This window comes from Streptomyces sp. NPDC058872 (assembly GCF_042743065.1).
Taxonomy (GTDB): Bacteria; Actinomycetota; Actinomycetes; order Streptomycetales; family Streptomycetaceae; genus Streptomyces.
Genome location: NZ_JBHYMK010000077.1, coordinates 1 through 14,810 on the forward strand (window position 1 = coordinate 1; position 14,810 = coordinate 14,810).

Below are 14,810 nucleotides of genomic sequence, written 5' to 3' on the forward strand. Positions count from 1 at the left end.
GACTTGTCGTCGGTGGCGGGCCGTGCCCCCGCCACCTCCCTCACCCCCCTTGCGGTGTGCCGTTTGTGGGGCCGAATCTACGCAGGCACGCCCGTTACTATTATACACATCTGCCGCTGCCCCTGGACCCGTAGACGACGGGTCCAGGGGCCTCGTCGCGGCCGGGCGCGGAGCGGCCGGGCGCCGCCACTCGGGCGGGGATGATCACTCTTTCTTCGCACCTACTGCTAGCCTGCACTTGCACATAGCTTGCAATAAGCAGGAGCGGTCGAAGGGGGCCGGCACATGGCGATCTACACACTTCCCGAGCTGCCGTACGACTACGCGGCGCTGGAGCCGGTGATCAATCCGCAGATCATCGAGTTGCACCACGACAAGCACCACGCCGCCTACGTCAAGGGCGCGAACGACACCCTGGAGCAGTTGGCGGAGGCCCGCGAGAAGGAACGGTGGGAGGCGATCAACGGCCTGGAGAAGAACCTGGCCTTCCACCTCTCCGGCCACGTCCTCCACTCCATCTACTGGAACAACATGAGCAGCCCGAAGGACGGAGGGGGCGGCGAGCCCTCGGCGGCGGACGGCACGGGTGAACTCGCGGACGCGATCGCCGACTCCTTCGGCTCCTTCGCCGCGTTCAAGACCCAGTTGACCAAGGCCTCCGCGACCACCCAGGGATCCGGCTGGGGCGTCCTCGCGTACGAACCCCTCAGCGGCCGGCTGATCGTCGAGCAGGTCTACGACCACCAGGGCAACGTCGGTCAGGGCTCGGTCCCGATCCTGGTCTTCGACGCCTGGGAGCACGCCTTCTACCTGCAGTACAAGAACCAGAAGGTCGACTTCATCGAGGCCATGTGGCAGGTCGTCAACTGGCAGGACGTGCAGAAGCGCTACGCCGACGCCAAGGGGCGCACCCCGCTCATCGGCATCTGAGGACGTCCTGCTCGTGATCGTCTTCTCCACCTTCACCGGGCAGGCGGATGAAAGGGGAACCCCCGCGATGACAGGAATCGCGGGGGTTCTTCCGTGCCGTGCCCGGGTCTACTGGAAGCTCGGCGCCGCCGTCCGGGTGCGCTTGATCTCGTAGAAGCCCGGCGTCGACGCCACCAGGAGGGTGCCGTCCCACAGGCGGGCCGCCGCATCGCCGCGCGGGGTCGGGGTGACGACCGGGCCGAAGAAGGCGACCTCGTCGCCCGTCGGGCCCGGCACCGCGATGACCGGGGTGCCGACGTCCTGGCCGACCTTCTCGATGCCCTCCTTGTGCGAGGCCCGGAGCTCGGCGTCGTAGGTGTCCTTGTCGGCGAAGTCCGCGAGGTCCTCGGGCAGCCCGACGTCGGTCAGGGCGCCCACGATCGCCTCGCGGGTGGCCCCCTCGCCGTTGTTGTGGAAGCGGGTGCCGAGGGCCGTGTACAGCTTCCCGACGACCTCGTCGCCGTGCAGCACCTGGGCTGCCGTCACCACGCGGACCGGGCCCCAGGCCTGGGTCTCCAGCATCTCCCGGTACTCCGGCGGGAGCTCGTCGAGCCGGTTCTCGTTGAGCACCGCCAGGCTCATGACCTTCCAGCGGACGTCGACCGGGCGCACCTGCTCCACCTCCAGCATCCAGCGGGAGGTCATCCAGGCCCAGGGGCAGAGCGGATCGAAGTAGAAGTCGGCGGTGGTCCTGGTCTCGGACATGTCACTCCTCGGTAAGGCCGCGTGGAAGGTGGTGCACCGAAGGGAGCCAACACCGACGTCCCGTGACGGCATTCCCGCGTACCGCGCGACAGCAGCACGTGGGAAGATCGGTGCTGCTTCAAACGTGCCACGAAGGAGTGACCGTGCCCGGTGAGAACCTGTCCCGCGACGAGGCCCACGAGCGGGCCTCGCTGTTGTCCGTCGACGCCTACGAGGTCGTCCTCGACCTACGATCGGCGGTCGGCGAGTCCACCGAGACGGTGCGCACCTTCCGCTCGGAGACGACGATCCGGTTCCGCCGCACCGGCGGGGGCACGAGCACCTTCGTCGACCTGATCGCGCCGTCGGTGAACGCGGTCACCCTCAACGGCCGCCCCCTCGACCCGGCAGCGGTCTTCGACGGCACGCGGATCGCGCTCGACGACCTGGCCGACGAGAACACGCTGGTGGTGGACGCACAGTGCGCCTACAGCCGGACCGGCGAGGGCATGCACCGCTTCGTCGACCCGGAGGACGGCGAGGTCTACCTCTACACCCAGTACGAGCCGGCCGACGCCCGTCGGGTGTTCGCCAACTTCGAGCAGCCCGACCTCAAGGCCCCGTACCGCTTCGCCGTGACCGCACCGGAGGGGTGGACGGTCTGGTCGAACGGCGCGGGCGAGCAGGACGCCGAGGGCGTGTGGCGGTTCGCGGAGACGGCGCCGATCTCCACGTACATCACGTGCGTCGTCGCCGGCCCGTACCACTACGTCACCGACACCTACGCGCGCGGCGAGCTGGAGATCCCGCTCGGCGCGATGTGCCGCAAGTCCCTCGCGAAGCACTTCGACCCGGACGACATCTTCCTGATCACCAAGCAGGGCTTCGACTTCTTCCACGAGAACTTCGACTACCCGTACCCCTTCGGCAAGTACGACCAGGCCTTCGTCCCCGAGTACAACCTCGGTGCGATGGAGAACCCGGGCCTGGTCACCTTCCGCGAGGAGTGCGTCTTCCGGGGCAAGGTCACCCAGGCCTCGTACGAGGCCCGGTCCAACGTCATCCTCCACGAGATGGCGCACATGTGGTTCGGCGACCTGGTCACCATGGTCTGGTGGGACGACCTGTGGCTGAAGGAGTCCTTCGCGGACTTCATGGGCTCCTTCGTGAACGCCGAGGCCACCCGCTTCACCAACAGCTGGGTGACCTTCGCCAACAACCGCAAGGCCTGGGCCTACCGCGCCGACCAGCTGCCGTCCACGCACCCGATCACGGCGGACATCCGTGACCTGGAGGACGCCAAGCTCAACTTCGACGGGATCACCTACGCCAAGGGCGCCTCCGTCCTGAAGCAGCTGGTCGCGTACGCCGGCCGGGACGCGTTCATGGAGGGCGCACGCCGCTACTTCAAGCGCCACGCCTACGGCAACACGCGGCTGGCCGACCTCCTCTCGATCCTGGAGGAGACCTCCGGACGGGACATGAAGGCCTGGGCGAAGTCCTGGTTGCAGACCTCCGGCGTGAACAGCCTGACCCCGGCCGTCACCCAGGACGCGGAGGGCCGGATCGTCGAGCTCGCCGTCCTCCAGGAGGGCGACGAGCTGCGCCCGCACCGGGCCGCCGTGGGGCTCTACCGGCTCTCGGACGGCGAGCTCGTGCGGTACGCGCGGGCCGAGGTCGACATCGCCGGTGCCCGAACGGTCGTCTCCGCGCTCGCCGGCGAGGAGCGGCCCGACCTGATCCTCGTCAACGACGACGACCTCACCTACTGCAAGATCCGCTTCGACGAGGGGTCGCTCACCACCCTGCGCGCCCACCTCGGCGACATCACCGACCCGCTGGCCCGCGCGCTGGGCTGGTCGGCGTTGTGGAACCTGACGCGTGACGGGCTGATGCCCGCCCGTGACTTCGTCGCCGTCGCGCTCGCCTTCGCGGGACGCGAGACCGACATCGGCGTGCTCCAGATGGTGCACGGCTGGGCGAAGTCGGCCGTCGCCCTGTACGCGGCGCCCGCGTGGCGCGAGGAGGGCGGGCGCCTGCTCGCCGAAGGCGGGCTGCGCGAGCTGCGGACGGCCGAGCCGGGCAGCGAGCACCAGTTGACCTGGGCGCGGTTCTTCGCGGCGACCGCCTCCACCGAGGCCGACTTCCAGTTCCTGGAGGGGCTGCTCGACGGCACCGCCGAGGTCGACGGCCTCGACGTCGACCAGGAACTGCGCTGGGCGCTGCTCTCCCCGCTGGCCGTGCACGGCCGGGCGGACGAGGCCCGGATCGGCGAGGAGCTGGCCCGGGACGACACCGCGACGGGCAAGCGCCACCAGACCCGACTGCTGGCCTCGCGCCCCTCGTCGGAGGTCAAGGCACAGGCCTGGGCGCAGGTCGTCGAGTCGGACGCCCTGTCGAACGCACTGGTGGAGGCGACCATCGCGGGCTTCGTGCAGCCCTCGCAGCGCGAGCTGATCGCGCCGTACGCGGAGAAGTACTTCGCCGCGATCGAGCGGTTGTGGGACGAGCGGTCGATCCAGATCGGCATCGACGTGGTCCAGGGCCTGTTCCCGGGGCTGCAGGACAGCGAGGCGACGCTGGCGGCGGCGGACTCCTGGTTGTCGGAGCACGCCGGGGCAGCGCCAGCGCTGCGCCGACTCGTCCTGGAGTCCCGCGACGACCTGGCGCGGGCGCTGCGGGCCCAGGCCTGCGACGGCGCGGCATAGCGAGCCCCTCACCGAGGGGGTCGCGGGCTTCGGTCCGCGGCCCCCTCGGTGACGTCGAAGGCGAGGGGGCTCATCGGCACTCGAACGTGCGTCCTTTAGGGCGGTCTCGTCCCCAATTGTCGACGGATGTGTAACAGGGGTTAGGGAAGCCTCGGGGGACGGAAGACCCCGGACATGAACCACAACGCCCCCCTCACCCCCCGCCCCCTCCCCCTCTCCTCCTGCACCGGACGGAACCAACGCCTTGCTTCCGCAGAGCAGTTGAGGACGCAGGGCGTTTCCGCCACCGAGGTCGCCACGCAGTGCCGGCCCGGCGGCTGGCAGCAGCTGCTGCCCGGGGTCTTCCTGCTCCAGCCCGGGGCACCGACCAGCGAGGACCGGCTGCGCGCCGCCCTGCTCTACGCCCGCGGGACCGGAGCCGTGCCCCCGCAGGGCCCCGAACCGATGATCACCGGGCTCGCCGCCCTGACCCTGCACCGCCTCCCCTCCGCACCTCCGCTCACCGCCCTGGAGCGGATCGACGTGCTGGTGCCGCGCACCCGGCGCCTGCGCTCGACCGCTTGGGTGCGGGTGGTGCGCACCCCCGAGTCGCCGGAGCCGGTGGAGCTCACCGACCTCCCCGTCGCCCCCGTCGCCCGCGCCGTCGCCGACGCGGTGTCGGGCCTCTCGGACGCGGCGGCGGTGCGGCGGCTGCTCACCGACGCCGTGCGCGGAGGTCACTGCGAAACCGGCACCCTGGTCAGGGAGTTGAGCCGGTCTCGACTGCTCTCCCGGCCGCACGTGGCGGACGCGGTGGACGCGCTGCTCGCCGAGGGACGCTCGCTCTGCGAAGAACGGCTCTACTCCATGGTGCGGGAGTTCGGGCTGCCGGACCCGCTGTGGAACGTGGACCTGCGGTTGCCGGGCGGCCCGCACCTGGGCGGGGTGGACGCCTACTGGCCCGAGCACGCGGTCGCCGTCGAGCTGGACACCCGGGCGCCGCAGCAGGACGACGAGGAGCTGTGGAACGAGTACACCCGCAAGCGGGAGCACCTGGAGCGGCTCGGCATCACGGTCGTCCACCTCACCCCGCGCAAGCTGCGCGAGGCGATGGACCAGCAGGCCGCCGTGGTCTGCACCGCCCTGATGGCCGCGCCGGACCGGAAGCCCGCCGCGTACGTCGTCGTCCTGCCGCAGTGACGACTACCCCTCCGGGTCGGTGCCGCAGAACTCGGCTTCGACGACCTTCCCGCTGTCCCCCGTCCAGTCGGCGTTGAAGTTGCCGGCGAGGGAGTGCGCGCCGTCGCGGGTGACCTGGGCGAAGGAGGCGGAGCCGTGGATGCCGCCGCCGTGGCCCCAGACCTCCTTGCCGCAGCTCAGCTCCTGCTTCATGATCCCGAGACCGTACCCCACGTCCGGGCGGTCGGCGGAGATCGGGACCGTGGTGCTCATTTCCTCCCATGCGGACTTCGGCAGGAGCCGGCCCTTGAGCAGGGCCCGGTAGAAGGTCTGGAGGTCCCGGGAGTCGGAGACCATCTCTCCTGCCGCGCCCGCGATGCTCGGGTTGAGCGCCGAGACGTCGTGCACGGGGGCGTTCCCGTCCGCGGAGAGCGTGGAGTACGCCGGGCTGCTGGGCTTCGGCATCGCCGAGCGGGTCCCGGGGACGCTGGTGGCACGCAGTTTGAGCGGCTTGATGATCCGGTTCTCGACGGCCTTTCCGTAGGGGCGCCCGGTGACCTCCTCGATCACCATGCCGGCGAGGACGAAGTTGGTGTTGGAGTAGTTCCAGTCGGTGCCCGGGGCGAAGTCGGGCTCGTGGGCCATCGCGAGGGAGACGAGCTGCCGCGGGGTCCAGGTGTCGTAGCGGTGCTCCAGGAACCCGGCACCGAAGACCTTCTGCTGGAAACCGCGGTCGCTGGTGTAGTTGTAGATGCCGCTGGTGTGGTTGAGCAGTTGGCGGACGGTGATCCTCGTACCGTCGTGGCCGTTTCCGCGGACGACCCCGGGGAGCCACTTCTCGACCGGGTCGTCGAGGTCGATGCGGCCCTCCGCCTGGAGCTGGAGGAGGACGGTGGCGGTGAAGGTCTTGGTGATGGAGCCCACGCGGTAGCGGTCGTTGCCCTTGCGGTCGCCGGCCGTGCCGGTCCAGTGGTCACGGCCGTCGCGGGCCTGGGCGACGGCTCCGGGGACGCCGGCGGCGACGGCCGCGTCGAGGGCCCGCAGGGTGGCCGTGTGGTCCGGCTTCGCGGGGGCCGCGGAGCCGGGAGCGGCCAGGGCGGGAGCGGCCAGGGCGGGAGCGGCGAGACCCGCCAGGAGGACGGTGGCGGCGGTGATGCGGACGGTGCGGACGGTGCGTGCGGCTAGCATGCGGACTCCCCTGACGTGCGGGTTGATCGGTCACGGGAGGGGACCGCGGTCCCGGCGGGACGGGTTGAGAGGGGGTTCGACGGTTGGGCCCTTTCCGGCCGTCCTCCGGAGGGATCAGCCGTTCCCCGGGGTGGTGAAGCGGGAGCGGCCGACCGGCGGGCGCTCCCGCCACAGGTCGAGGCCGATGTCGACGAGCTCGACACGGGTCAGGGAGGGCACCGAGTCGAGCGGGTGCCAGGCGGCGAGGTCCGTGGAACCGTCGATCTCGTTGCGCAGGGCACCACCGGTGACCTGGGCTTCGTAGACGATCCGCAGCCCCTGCCAGTCCCCGGGTCCGTCGAACAGCCTGAGCCAGGAACGCCGGATGGAGTCGACGCCGAGGAGGGCGGTGGGCTCGACGAGGTACCCCGTCTCCTCCTCGACCTCGCGGACGACGGTGCGGACGGGTTCCTCCCCGTGTTCCATGCCACCACCCGGAAGGGTCCAGCGCTTGCTGCCGTCCTTCGCGACCCAGCGGGCCAGGAGCAGTTGCCCGTCACGCACGCACACGGCGTAGGCCGCCACCCTCAACTCCTTTTGCATGCAAAGAGGTTAGATCCAGTACTGGGGGTACGTCCGCCCCGCGGCACGGGCGGCCACCGGCCCCAGGGCGACCAGGAGGAGGGCGGCGAGGGCAAGGAGGCCGAGAAACGACCAGAAGGGCGGTGCCTGGAGGGCGACGATGACGGCCGTGGCCGCGGCGGGCGAGTGCGGGGTGCGGGCGAGCGTCATCACGCCGAGGGCGAGACCGCCCGCGACGGCGGCGGCCCAGGGCCCGGGTCCGGCCGCGGCGAGGACGCCGAAGCCGGTGAGGGCCGAGAGCAACTGGCCGCCGACGACCGAACGCGGTTGGGAGAGCGGGAGGTCGGGGGCGCCCGCGACCAACGCCATGCTCGCCGCGAGCGGCGGGATGAGCAGCGGCTGGCGGAGCAGGGCGCCGACCGCGACCAGGAGGAGGAGCGCGGTGACGGAGGCGGCGGTGGACACGAGCACGGCCCGCGGGCGGGGCCGGGCGGGTGGCCGGGGCCGGGCGGTCCCCGCCGGAACGGGGGGAGGCGTCACGGCGGGCACGGCGGCTTCGGGGGGCGGCACGACGGGCACGGGCGGTCCTTCGGGCATCGGGGAGCGGGAACGGACGGTCAGGAAACGGCCGGATTGGCCGGGGAGTACGCGGGGGCCGACCACCGCAGGGGGCTGCCGGCCGGGTCCTCGACCGTGTGGTCGACCCGGAGGCGGGTGAAGCGGCCCTCGGCGCCGTACTCGGTGTGCGCCCGGCCGCTGACCCGGAGCGTCCACCCCGTGCTCCAGTCCAGGAAGAGGAGTCCGGCACGGCCGTCCGACTCCAGGTTGCCCAGGGTCAGGAACATCGCGTTGCCCGGGTAGTCGCGCCAGCCGAGCTCGCGCGGGCCGTCGACCCGGACGAAGCCGGGGTTGCCGCCGCGGTGGCTCGTGTCGACGCCGTCGGGGGCGGTCGTGGAGACGAAGAAGGTGTCGGCGGCGCGGATCCGGCGGGTCTGCTCGGAGGTGAGGGCCTCGCCGCGTCGCACGGCACCGGCTTCGGGGCCGGGGGATTCGGAGCCGTACCACTCCCTCTTCTGGAGGTACTTGGGGCAGTTGGAGAAGACCTGCTCGGCCTCGACGGTGAAGCCGCGACTGCTGGTCCGGGCGGTGCCGTTGAGCCGCATGCGGCGGCGGGTGCGGGGATCGAGGGCGAGGGTGCCGACGGGGGCGCCTTCGGGGAGGCCCGCGGGGAGGGCCGCGGCCACCGAGACCGCGTGCGGCCCGACGGCCCGGACGAAACCGGGCGGTCCGGTGAGCAGACGGGACCAGACGCGCCCCTCGGCATCCGCCGCACCGAGCACCAGCATGGGTTGGGCCTCCAGGAAGGCGGCGGCGACCGGGCGGATGCCGGGGGTGAGGGAACGGCCGATGCGGTCCGCGAGGTCACGGACGCCGACGCGTTCCTGCACGGCGAGGGAGCCGGGGTGGTAGGCGGTGTTCACGGGGACCTCCTGGAAGGCGGGGCGACGGGCGCGGCCCCGGTGCGGGGGCGCGCGGGGCACGCCCGGCCGTTCCGCACCGGGTCCCGGAGGAATCGGGGTGCTCCGACGCCCCGGGCGGCCGGACGTGTTTCGACAGTGGCTCCGTCCGCCCGGGGGCGGGAGGGGCCTTCGCCCTCGACCTAGAAGAAACCGCAGGTGGGGGCGGTTTCCGAGGGAGCTTCGGCATGCTCCGCACCCTTCGGGACCGAGATCTCCAGGCGGGTCCCGTCCGGGTCGTGGAAGAAGATGCCGCCGGAGGCCGCCCCCTCGCGGTGGGCGACGACGCCCTCGTACGCGAAGGAGGCGCCGCGGGCGAGGAGCGCGGCCTCGGCGGCACGGACGTGGTCGATGGACTCGGCCTCGAAGGCGAGGTGGTGGAGGCCGGGCCGGGCGGGGTCATAGGCGCCCCGGGACTGCTGCCAGAGGGTGAGCACGAGGCGCTCGCCCCGGCCGAGGAAGGCGTAGCGACTGCCCTCCTCCTCGCCCCGGCCGAGGACGTCGAAGCCGAGGACGTCGCCGTAGAAGGCGAGCGAGCGCTCCAGATCCGTGACGTTGAGGCCGACGTGGTGGGTGGCGAGCGTTCCGATCGCGGACATGACGCTTCCCTTCCTCTCGGGCACGCCCCCCTCGGGCTAACCCTCTAATTCAACTTTAGAGGTTAGGCATGGCGAGGGTCAACCGCTCACGTAATCTTGAGGGGTTAGTTCCGCGAGGAGGGTGCCACCATGACCGCCGTCGACCCCCGACCGCTCACCGGCGAGCCCGTCTCCCTGGACCTGCTCAACACCCGCTGGAACGTGGAGGGCGTCCGCCAGGACCTGCTGACGGACACCGACGGCCTCGCCGTCTGGCTCGCCGCCAACGGCCTGGAAGGGCGGTTCACCGCCGACGCCACCACCCTGCGGCACACCCTCGCCGCCCGGGACGCGCTCGCCTCGCTCGTCGACCGGCCCGGCGACCCCGCCGCCACCGCGCGCGTCGACGCCGTCCTCGACCACGGCCGCATCCGGGCCACCCTCACCACCGAAGGCCCCGGCGAAGAGGCCGAGTTCACCGACCCCAGCTGGGGTCCGGCCTGGACCGCCGCGCGGGACTACCTCGACCTGCTGCGCACGGCTCCCGACCGGATCCGGGCCTGCGCCCACGAAGCGTGCATCCTGCACTTCTTCGACACCTCGCGGAACGGCACCCGCCGTTGGTGCTCGATGGCGGCCTGCGGCAACCGCGCCAAGGCCTCGCGCCACTACGCCCGCACCAAGGACCACTAGGGCCCGGGGAGCAGTCCCGCAGCACCTGACGCCCCATCCCCCTCGGGGTGTTTCGTCCCGCGTGGCGCGTGTTCCGCACTGGCGGATGTGCGCCACGTACACATCCCGCCCCCGTTAACCCTCCCCAAAACCCTGTCACTTGCGAAAGGCTGAGCGGTCATCCGGTACCGGAATCCGGACCCTCTTCTTTCACAAACAGGGATGTAAATGACCACCCCCAAAACGCAGGGCTCCATACCCGGACGCCCGACCCACGGGACGAGACGCGCGGCCCGCATCGCCGCCGCCGCCGGACTCGTGACCGCACTGGTTGCGGCAGGCGCCGCTCCGGTCCTCGCGGCCGACGACCCGACGAGCACCACTCCCCCGGTCAAGACCGCGGACCCCGCCGACAAGCTCGGCTCGACCGACGCCCAGCGGCTCTCCGAGGCCGAGGCGAGCGGCCAGCAGAACGTCACCGTGCTCGTCGCCACCGCGCCCGGCGCCACCGAGCAGGTCGCCGGCCAGTTGGACTCCGTCCCCGGAGCCTCCGTCGGCAAGCAGGAGGACAAGCTCGGCTACGTCCGCGCCACCCTCCCCACCAAGAAGGCCAAGGCCGCCATCACGGCCGCGACCAAGCTCTCCTCGGTCCTGTCGATCGACCTCCAGGCGGAGATCCAGCTCGACGACCCGACCCCGGACGCCGGTACCACGAGTGCGGTCGACGGCACCCGTCACAAGCGGACCTACACGGGCCCCGACGCGAAGACGCCCGCGAAGAACCCGTACAACCCGTCCTTCGAGACCGGTGCGGTCGAGTTCGTCCAGGACCACCCCCGGGCCGACGGCCGCGGCGTGACCATCGGCATCCTCGACTCGGGCGTCGACCTCGCCCACCCGGCCCTGCAGAAGACCACCACCGGCGAGCGCAAGATCGTCGACTGGGTCACCGCCACCGACCCGATCACCGAGGGCGACGGCACCTGGCGCGCCCAGGTGACCGAGGTCTCCGGGCCGGTGTTCACGGCCTCCGGGCAGAGCTGGAAGGCGCCCGAGGGGTCCTTCCGCTTCAACCGCTTCGCCGAGTCGGTCACCGCGGGCGGAGACCCGGCGGGCGACATCAACCGGGACGGCGACACCACCGACGTCTTCGGCATGCTGTACGACCCGGTCGCCGGCACCGTCCGCGTCGACACCGACCAGGACGGCGACTTCACCAACAACGAGCCGATGAAGCCGTACAAGGACGGCTACCAGATCGGCTACTTCGGCACGGACGACCCGACCACCGACGTGGCCGAGCGGACCCCGTTCGTGGTGGAGATCCGCAAGGACGTCCCGATGGACCCGTACGGCGGGCCCTGGGTCGGCAAGAAGGCCGACTTCGTCAACATCGGCGTCGTCGAGTCCGCCCACGGCACCCACGTCGCCGGCATCACCGCCGCCAACGGCATGTTCGGCGGCCGGATGGACGGCGCCGCCCCCGGCGCGAAGATCGTGTCCGCCCGCGCCTGCACCTGGTCCGGCGGCTGCACCAACACCGCCCTCACCGAGGGCATGGTGGACCTGGTCGTCAACCGCGGCGTCGACATCGTCAACATGTCGATCGGCGGCCTGCCCGCGCTCAACGACGGCGACAACGTCCGCGCCCGCCTCTACACGCGGCTGATCGACGAGTACGGCGTCCAGCTGGTCATCTCCGCCGGCAACTCCGGCCCCGGCACCAACACCATCGGCGACCCCGGTCTGGCCGACAAGGTGATCTCGGTGGGCGCCGGCGTCTCCAAGGCGACCTGGGCCGCCAACTACGGCTCCGACGTCACGAAGAAGTACGCCATGTTCCCCTTCTCCTCGCGCGGTCCGCGCGAGGACGGCGGCTTCACCCCGACCGTGACCGGCCCCGGCTCGGCCATCAGCAGCGTTCCGACCTGGCAGGCCGGCTCCCCCGTGCCCGAGGCCGGATACGAGCTGCCCGCCGGCTACGCCATGTTCAACGGCACCTCGATGTCCTCGCCCCAGGTCGCCGGCGCCAGCGCGCTGCTGATCTCCGCGGCCAAGCAACGGCACGTCGAGCTGTCCCCGCTGACCCTGCGCACCGCGCTCACCTCGACCGCCAAGCGGATCTCCGGTGTCGCGGCGCACGAGCAGGGCGCCGGCCTCGTGAACGTCGTCGACGCCTGGGACTCGATCCTGTTCGGCGCGACCGCGCACGACTACAAGGTCGAGGCCCCCGTCGACACCGTGATCTTCCCGGCCCCGCACACCGGCACCGGCGTGTACGACCGCGAGGGCGGCCTCAAGGTCGGCCAGAAGAAGGTCTACGAGGTCACCATCACGCGCACCAGCGGCCCGAACCGCACGGTCTGGCACAAGCTGGACCTGAAGTACAACGACGGCACCTTCCGCCTCCTCGGCAGCCCCTGGGTGGCGCTGCCGCTGAACAAGCCGGTCACCGTCAAGCTGCAGGCCCGTCCGAAGGCCGCCGGCGTGCACAGCGTCATCCTGGAGGCCGACGACTTCTTCACCGAGGGCGTCGACAAGCAGATCATGGCGACCGTCGTCGCCGCCGAGGACCTGACGGCCCCCGGTTACCGCTTCACCGCCACCGGCTCCGTGCAGCGCAACGGCGTGAAGTCGTACTTCATCACCGTCCCGGAGGGCGCGAAGACCCTTGAGGTCGCCCTCGGCGGTCTGAAGGAGCAGAGCCAGACCCGGTTCATCGCGATCCACCCGTACGGCGTGCCGTTCGAGTCGACCGCGTCCAACGTCTGCTACCCGCACTACAACCCGGCGAACACCTGCCGTCCGGACCTGCGCTCGTACGCGAACCCGACCCCGGGCGTGTGGGAGATCGAGGTCGAGGCCCGCCGCACCTCGCCCGACCTGGACAACCCCTACACGCTGGACGTGTCCGCGCTCGGCGCCGACTTCGACCCGGCGGTGCTGACCGTCGCCGAGGCGAAGGTGGGCACCCCGTCCGCCGTCGAGTGGAAGGTCACCAACTCCTTCGCCGCCATCGACGGCACGCTGAAGGGCGGTCCGCTCGGGTCCCAGAAGTCCGAGACCCCGACCATCCAGCACCACGAGAAGCAGACGAAGACCGTCACCATCGGTGAGGGCGTCGAGCGGCTCGACGTGGCCATCGGCAACACCTCCGACAAGGCCGCCGACCTCGACCTGACCGTCTACCTCGACGGCAAGCAGGTCGGTCAGTCGGCCGACGGCGACTCGGAGGAGGCCGTCTCCCTGGTCAAGCCCGCCGCGGGCACGTACACCGTCGTCATCGACGGCTACTCGGTCCAGGCCGAGGGCGGTACGACGTACGACTACAAGGACGTGTACTACTCGGCCGCGCTCGGCGAGGTGAAGGTCGACGGATCCAAGCCGGTGAAGCTGGCCAACGGCGCGTCCGCCCAGGTCGCCGCCGAGGTCCTGGTCTCCGGGGCGGCTCCCGAGGGCCGGCAGTTCTTCGGCGAGGTCCAGCTGCTGAACGCGCGCGGCACCTCCGCGGGCACCGGCAGCGTCCTGATCGGCGCCGTCACCCCGTAGCACCACACGCACGAAAGGGGCGGGCACCGGTTCCGGTGCCCGCCCCTTCTCCGTCCCCGGACGCGCCGGAACGCATCCCGACCCGTGGACAATGGATTGGACAAGGCGCACCGGGACATACGCATCATGGAAAGCAGCACCTTGCACACACGTACGGAGGAGCACCCGTGAAGGTCGGAATCGTCGGAGCCACCGGTCAGGTCGGCACAGTCATGCGGAAGATCCTGGCCGAGCGGAACTTCCCGGTCGACGAGCTGCGGCTCTTCGCCTCCGCCCGCTCCGCCGGCACCGTCATCGACGGCGTCACGGTCGAGGACGCGTCCACCGCCGACTACAGCGGCCTGGACATCGTGCTCTTCTCCGCCGGTGGCGCCACCTCCAAGGCCCTCGCGGAGAAGGTCGCCTCGCAGGGCGCCGTCGTGATCGACAACTCCTCCGCCTGGCGTCGTGACCCCGAGGTCCCGCTGGTGGTCTCCGAGGTCAACCCGCACGCGGTCAAGGACCGCCCCAAGGGCATCATCGCCAACCCGAACTGCACCACGATGGCCGCCATGCCGGTCCTCAAGCCGCTCCACCAGGAGGCCGGGCTCACCGCGCTGGTCGCCACCACCTACCAGGCCGTCTCCGGCTCGGGCGTGGCCGGCGTCGCCGAGCTGCGCACGCAGGCGTGCGCCGTGGCCGAGACCGCCGACCGGCTGGCCTTCGACGGCGAGGCCGTCGAGTTCCCCGAGCCCACCGTCTACCAGCGCCCGATCGCCTTCAACGTGGTCCCGCTGGCCGGCTCCCTCGTCGACGACGGCACCTTCGAGACCGACGAGGAGCAGAAGCTCCGCAACGAGTCCCGCAAGATCCTGGAGATCCCCGAGCTCAAGGTCTCCGGCACCTGCGTGCGCGTCCCCGTCTTCTCCGGCCACTCGCTCCAGGTCAACGTCCGCTTCGAGCGTCCGATCAGCGTCGAGCGCGCGTACGAGCTCCTCAAGGACGCCGAGGGCGTCGAGCTCTCCGAGATCCCGACCCCGCTCCAGGCGGCCGGCAAGGACGTCTCGTACGTGGGGCGCATCCGCGTCGACGAGACCGTGGAGAACGGGCTCGCGCTGTTCCTCTCCAACGACAACCTGCGCAAGGGCGCGGCGCTGAACGCCGTGCAGATCGCGGAGCTCGTCGCGGCCGAACTCCAGGGCTGACCGCACGCCCCGGGAGGGGCGGCTCCCCGTCACGGGGAGCCG

At 71.3% G+C, this 14,810-nt stretch carries 12 protein-coding genes; 6 read left to right on the forward strand and 6 right to left on the reverse strand.

Translation table 11 applies throughout. The annotated features are described in order from the left end of the window. Positions 1–285: 285 nt before the first annotated feature. Positions 286–930 (forward strand): superoxide dismutase, encoded by a 645-nt coding sequence (locus ACFW22_RS32150; protein ID WP_386411541.1) that lies wholly within the window; start codon positions 286–288, stop codon positions 928–930. Positions 931–1,038: 108 nt separating this feature from the next. Here ACFW22_RS32150 and ACFW22_RS32155 read toward each other — a convergent pair whose 3' ends face one another. Further along, positions 1,039–1,674: a DsbA family protein gene (locus tag ACFW22_RS32155; RefSeq protein ID WP_386411543.1), complete on the reverse strand. Its 636-nt coding sequence runs from the start codon at positions 1,672–1,674 to the stop codon at positions 1,039–1,041. Positions 1,675–1,817: 143 nt separating this feature from the next. On the opposite strand from ACFW22_RS32155, the gene pepN reads away from it, so the two are divergent. Both pepN and ACFW22_RS32165 read left to right on the forward strand, forming a co-directional pair. Beyond that, entirely contained in the window at positions 1,818–4,361 is a 2,544-nt protein-coding gene (gene pepN / locus ACFW22_RS32160; protein ID WP_386411545.1) for an aminopeptidase N, read from the forward strand. Positions 4,362–4,535: 174 nt separating this feature from the next. Then, entirely contained in the window at positions 4,536–5,540 is a 1,005-nt protein-coding gene (locus ACFW22_RS32165; protein WP_386411547.1) for a hypothetical protein, read from the forward strand. A gap of 3 nt (positions 5,541–5,543) precedes the next feature. Here ACFW22_RS32165 and ACFW22_RS32170 read toward each other — a convergent pair whose 3' ends face one another. The 5 genes from ACFW22_RS32170 to ACFW22_RS32190 all read right to left on the reverse strand — a co-directional run bounded on the left by ACFW22_RS32170 (position 5,544) and on the right by ACFW22_RS32190 (position 9,384). After that, the gene (locus ACFW22_RS32170; protein ID WP_386411549.1) at positions 5,544–6,707 is read right to left on the reverse strand and encodes a serine hydrolase domain-containing protein; all 1,164 of its coding nucleotides are present in this window, start codon (positions 6,705–6,707) and stop codon (positions 5,544–5,546) included. Positions 6,708–6,821: 114 nt separating this feature from the next. Continuing rightward, complete coding sequence (locus ACFW22_RS32175) at positions 6,822–7,289, reverse strand: NUDIX hydrolase (RefSeq protein WP_386411551.1); 468 nt, start codon at positions 7,287–7,289, stop codon at positions 6,822–6,824. 9 nt (positions 7,290–7,298) lie between these two features. Then, the gene (locus ACFW22_RS32180; RefSeq protein ID WP_386411553.1) at positions 7,299–7,847 is read right to left on the reverse strand and encodes an HPP family protein; all 549 of its coding nucleotides are present in this window, start codon (positions 7,845–7,847) and stop codon (positions 7,299–7,301) included. Positions 7,848–7,885: 38 nt separating this feature from the next. Further along, a complete protein-coding gene (locus ACFW22_RS32185; RefSeq protein ID WP_386411555.1) occupies positions 7,886–8,749 on the reverse strand; it encodes a pyridoxamine 5'-phosphate oxidase family protein in 864 nt (287 codons plus the stop codon). A gap of 179 nt (positions 8,750–8,928) precedes the next feature. Then, positions 8,929–9,384: a VOC family protein gene (locus tag ACFW22_RS32190; protein ID WP_386411557.1), complete on the reverse strand. Its 456-nt coding sequence runs from the start codon at positions 9,382–9,384 to the stop codon at positions 8,929–8,931. Between the two features lie 129 nt (positions 9,385–9,513). Between ACFW22_RS32190 and ACFW22_RS32195 the strand changes: the two genes are divergently transcribed. The 3 genes from ACFW22_RS32195 to ACFW22_RS32205 all read left to right on the forward strand — a co-directional run bounded on the left by ACFW22_RS32195 (position 9,514) and on the right by ACFW22_RS32205 (position 14,768). Next, positions 9,514–10,056, forward strand: a complete 543-nt coding sequence (locus tag ACFW22_RS32195) for a CGNR zinc finger domain-containing protein (protein WP_386411559.1) — start codon at positions 9,514–9,516, stop codon at positions 10,054–10,056. A 207-nt stretch (positions 10,057–10,263) separates the two neighbouring features. After that, the gene (locus tag ACFW22_RS32200; protein WP_386411562.1) at positions 10,264–13,584 is read left to right on the forward strand and encodes a S8 family serine peptidase; all 3,321 of its coding nucleotides are present in this window, start codon (positions 10,264–10,266) and stop codon (positions 13,582–13,584) included. Positions 13,585–13,751: 167 nt separating this feature from the next. Beyond that, positions 13,752–14,768 (forward strand): aspartate-semialdehyde dehydrogenase, encoded by a 1,017-nt coding sequence (locus ACFW22_RS32205; RefSeq protein ID WP_386411564.1) that lies wholly within the window; start codon positions 13,752–13,754, stop codon positions 14,766–14,768. Positions 14,769–14,810: the final 42 nt, after the last annotated feature.

Excerpts from the sequence above, each read along its gene's own strand:
- ACFW22_RS32150 (WP_386411541.1), top strand. The coding sequence starts at position 286 with ATGGCGATCTACACACTTCCCGAGCTGCCGTACGACTACGCGGCGCTG.
- ACFW22_RS32155 (WP_386411543.1), bottom strand. The coding sequence starts at position 1,674 with ATGTCCGAGACCAGGACCACCGCCGACTTCTACTTCGATCCGCTCTGC.
- ACFW22_RS32165 (WP_386411547.1), top strand. The coding sequence starts at position 4,536 with ATGAACCACAACGCCCCCCTCACCCCCCGCCCCCTCCCCCTCTCCTCC.
- ACFW22_RS32170 (WP_386411549.1), bottom strand. The coding sequence starts at position 6,707 with ATGCTAGCCGCACGCACCGTCCGCACCGTCCGCATCACCGCCGCCACC.
- ACFW22_RS32175 (WP_386411551.1), bottom strand. The coding sequence starts at position 7,289 with ATGCAAAAGGAGTTGAGGGTGGCGGCCTACGCCGTGTGCGTGCGTGAC.
- ACFW22_RS32190 (WP_386411557.1), bottom strand. The coding sequence starts at position 9,384 with ATGTCCGCGATCGGAACGCTCGCCACCCACCACGTCGGCCTCAACGTC.
- ACFW22_RS32195 (WP_386411559.1), top strand. The coding sequence starts at position 9,514 with ATGACCGCCGTCGACCCCCGACCGCTCACCGGCGAGCCCGTCTCCCTG.
- ACFW22_RS32200 (WP_386411562.1), top strand. The coding sequence starts at position 10,264 with ATGACCACCCCCAAAACGCAGGGCTCCATACCCGGACGCCCGACCCAC.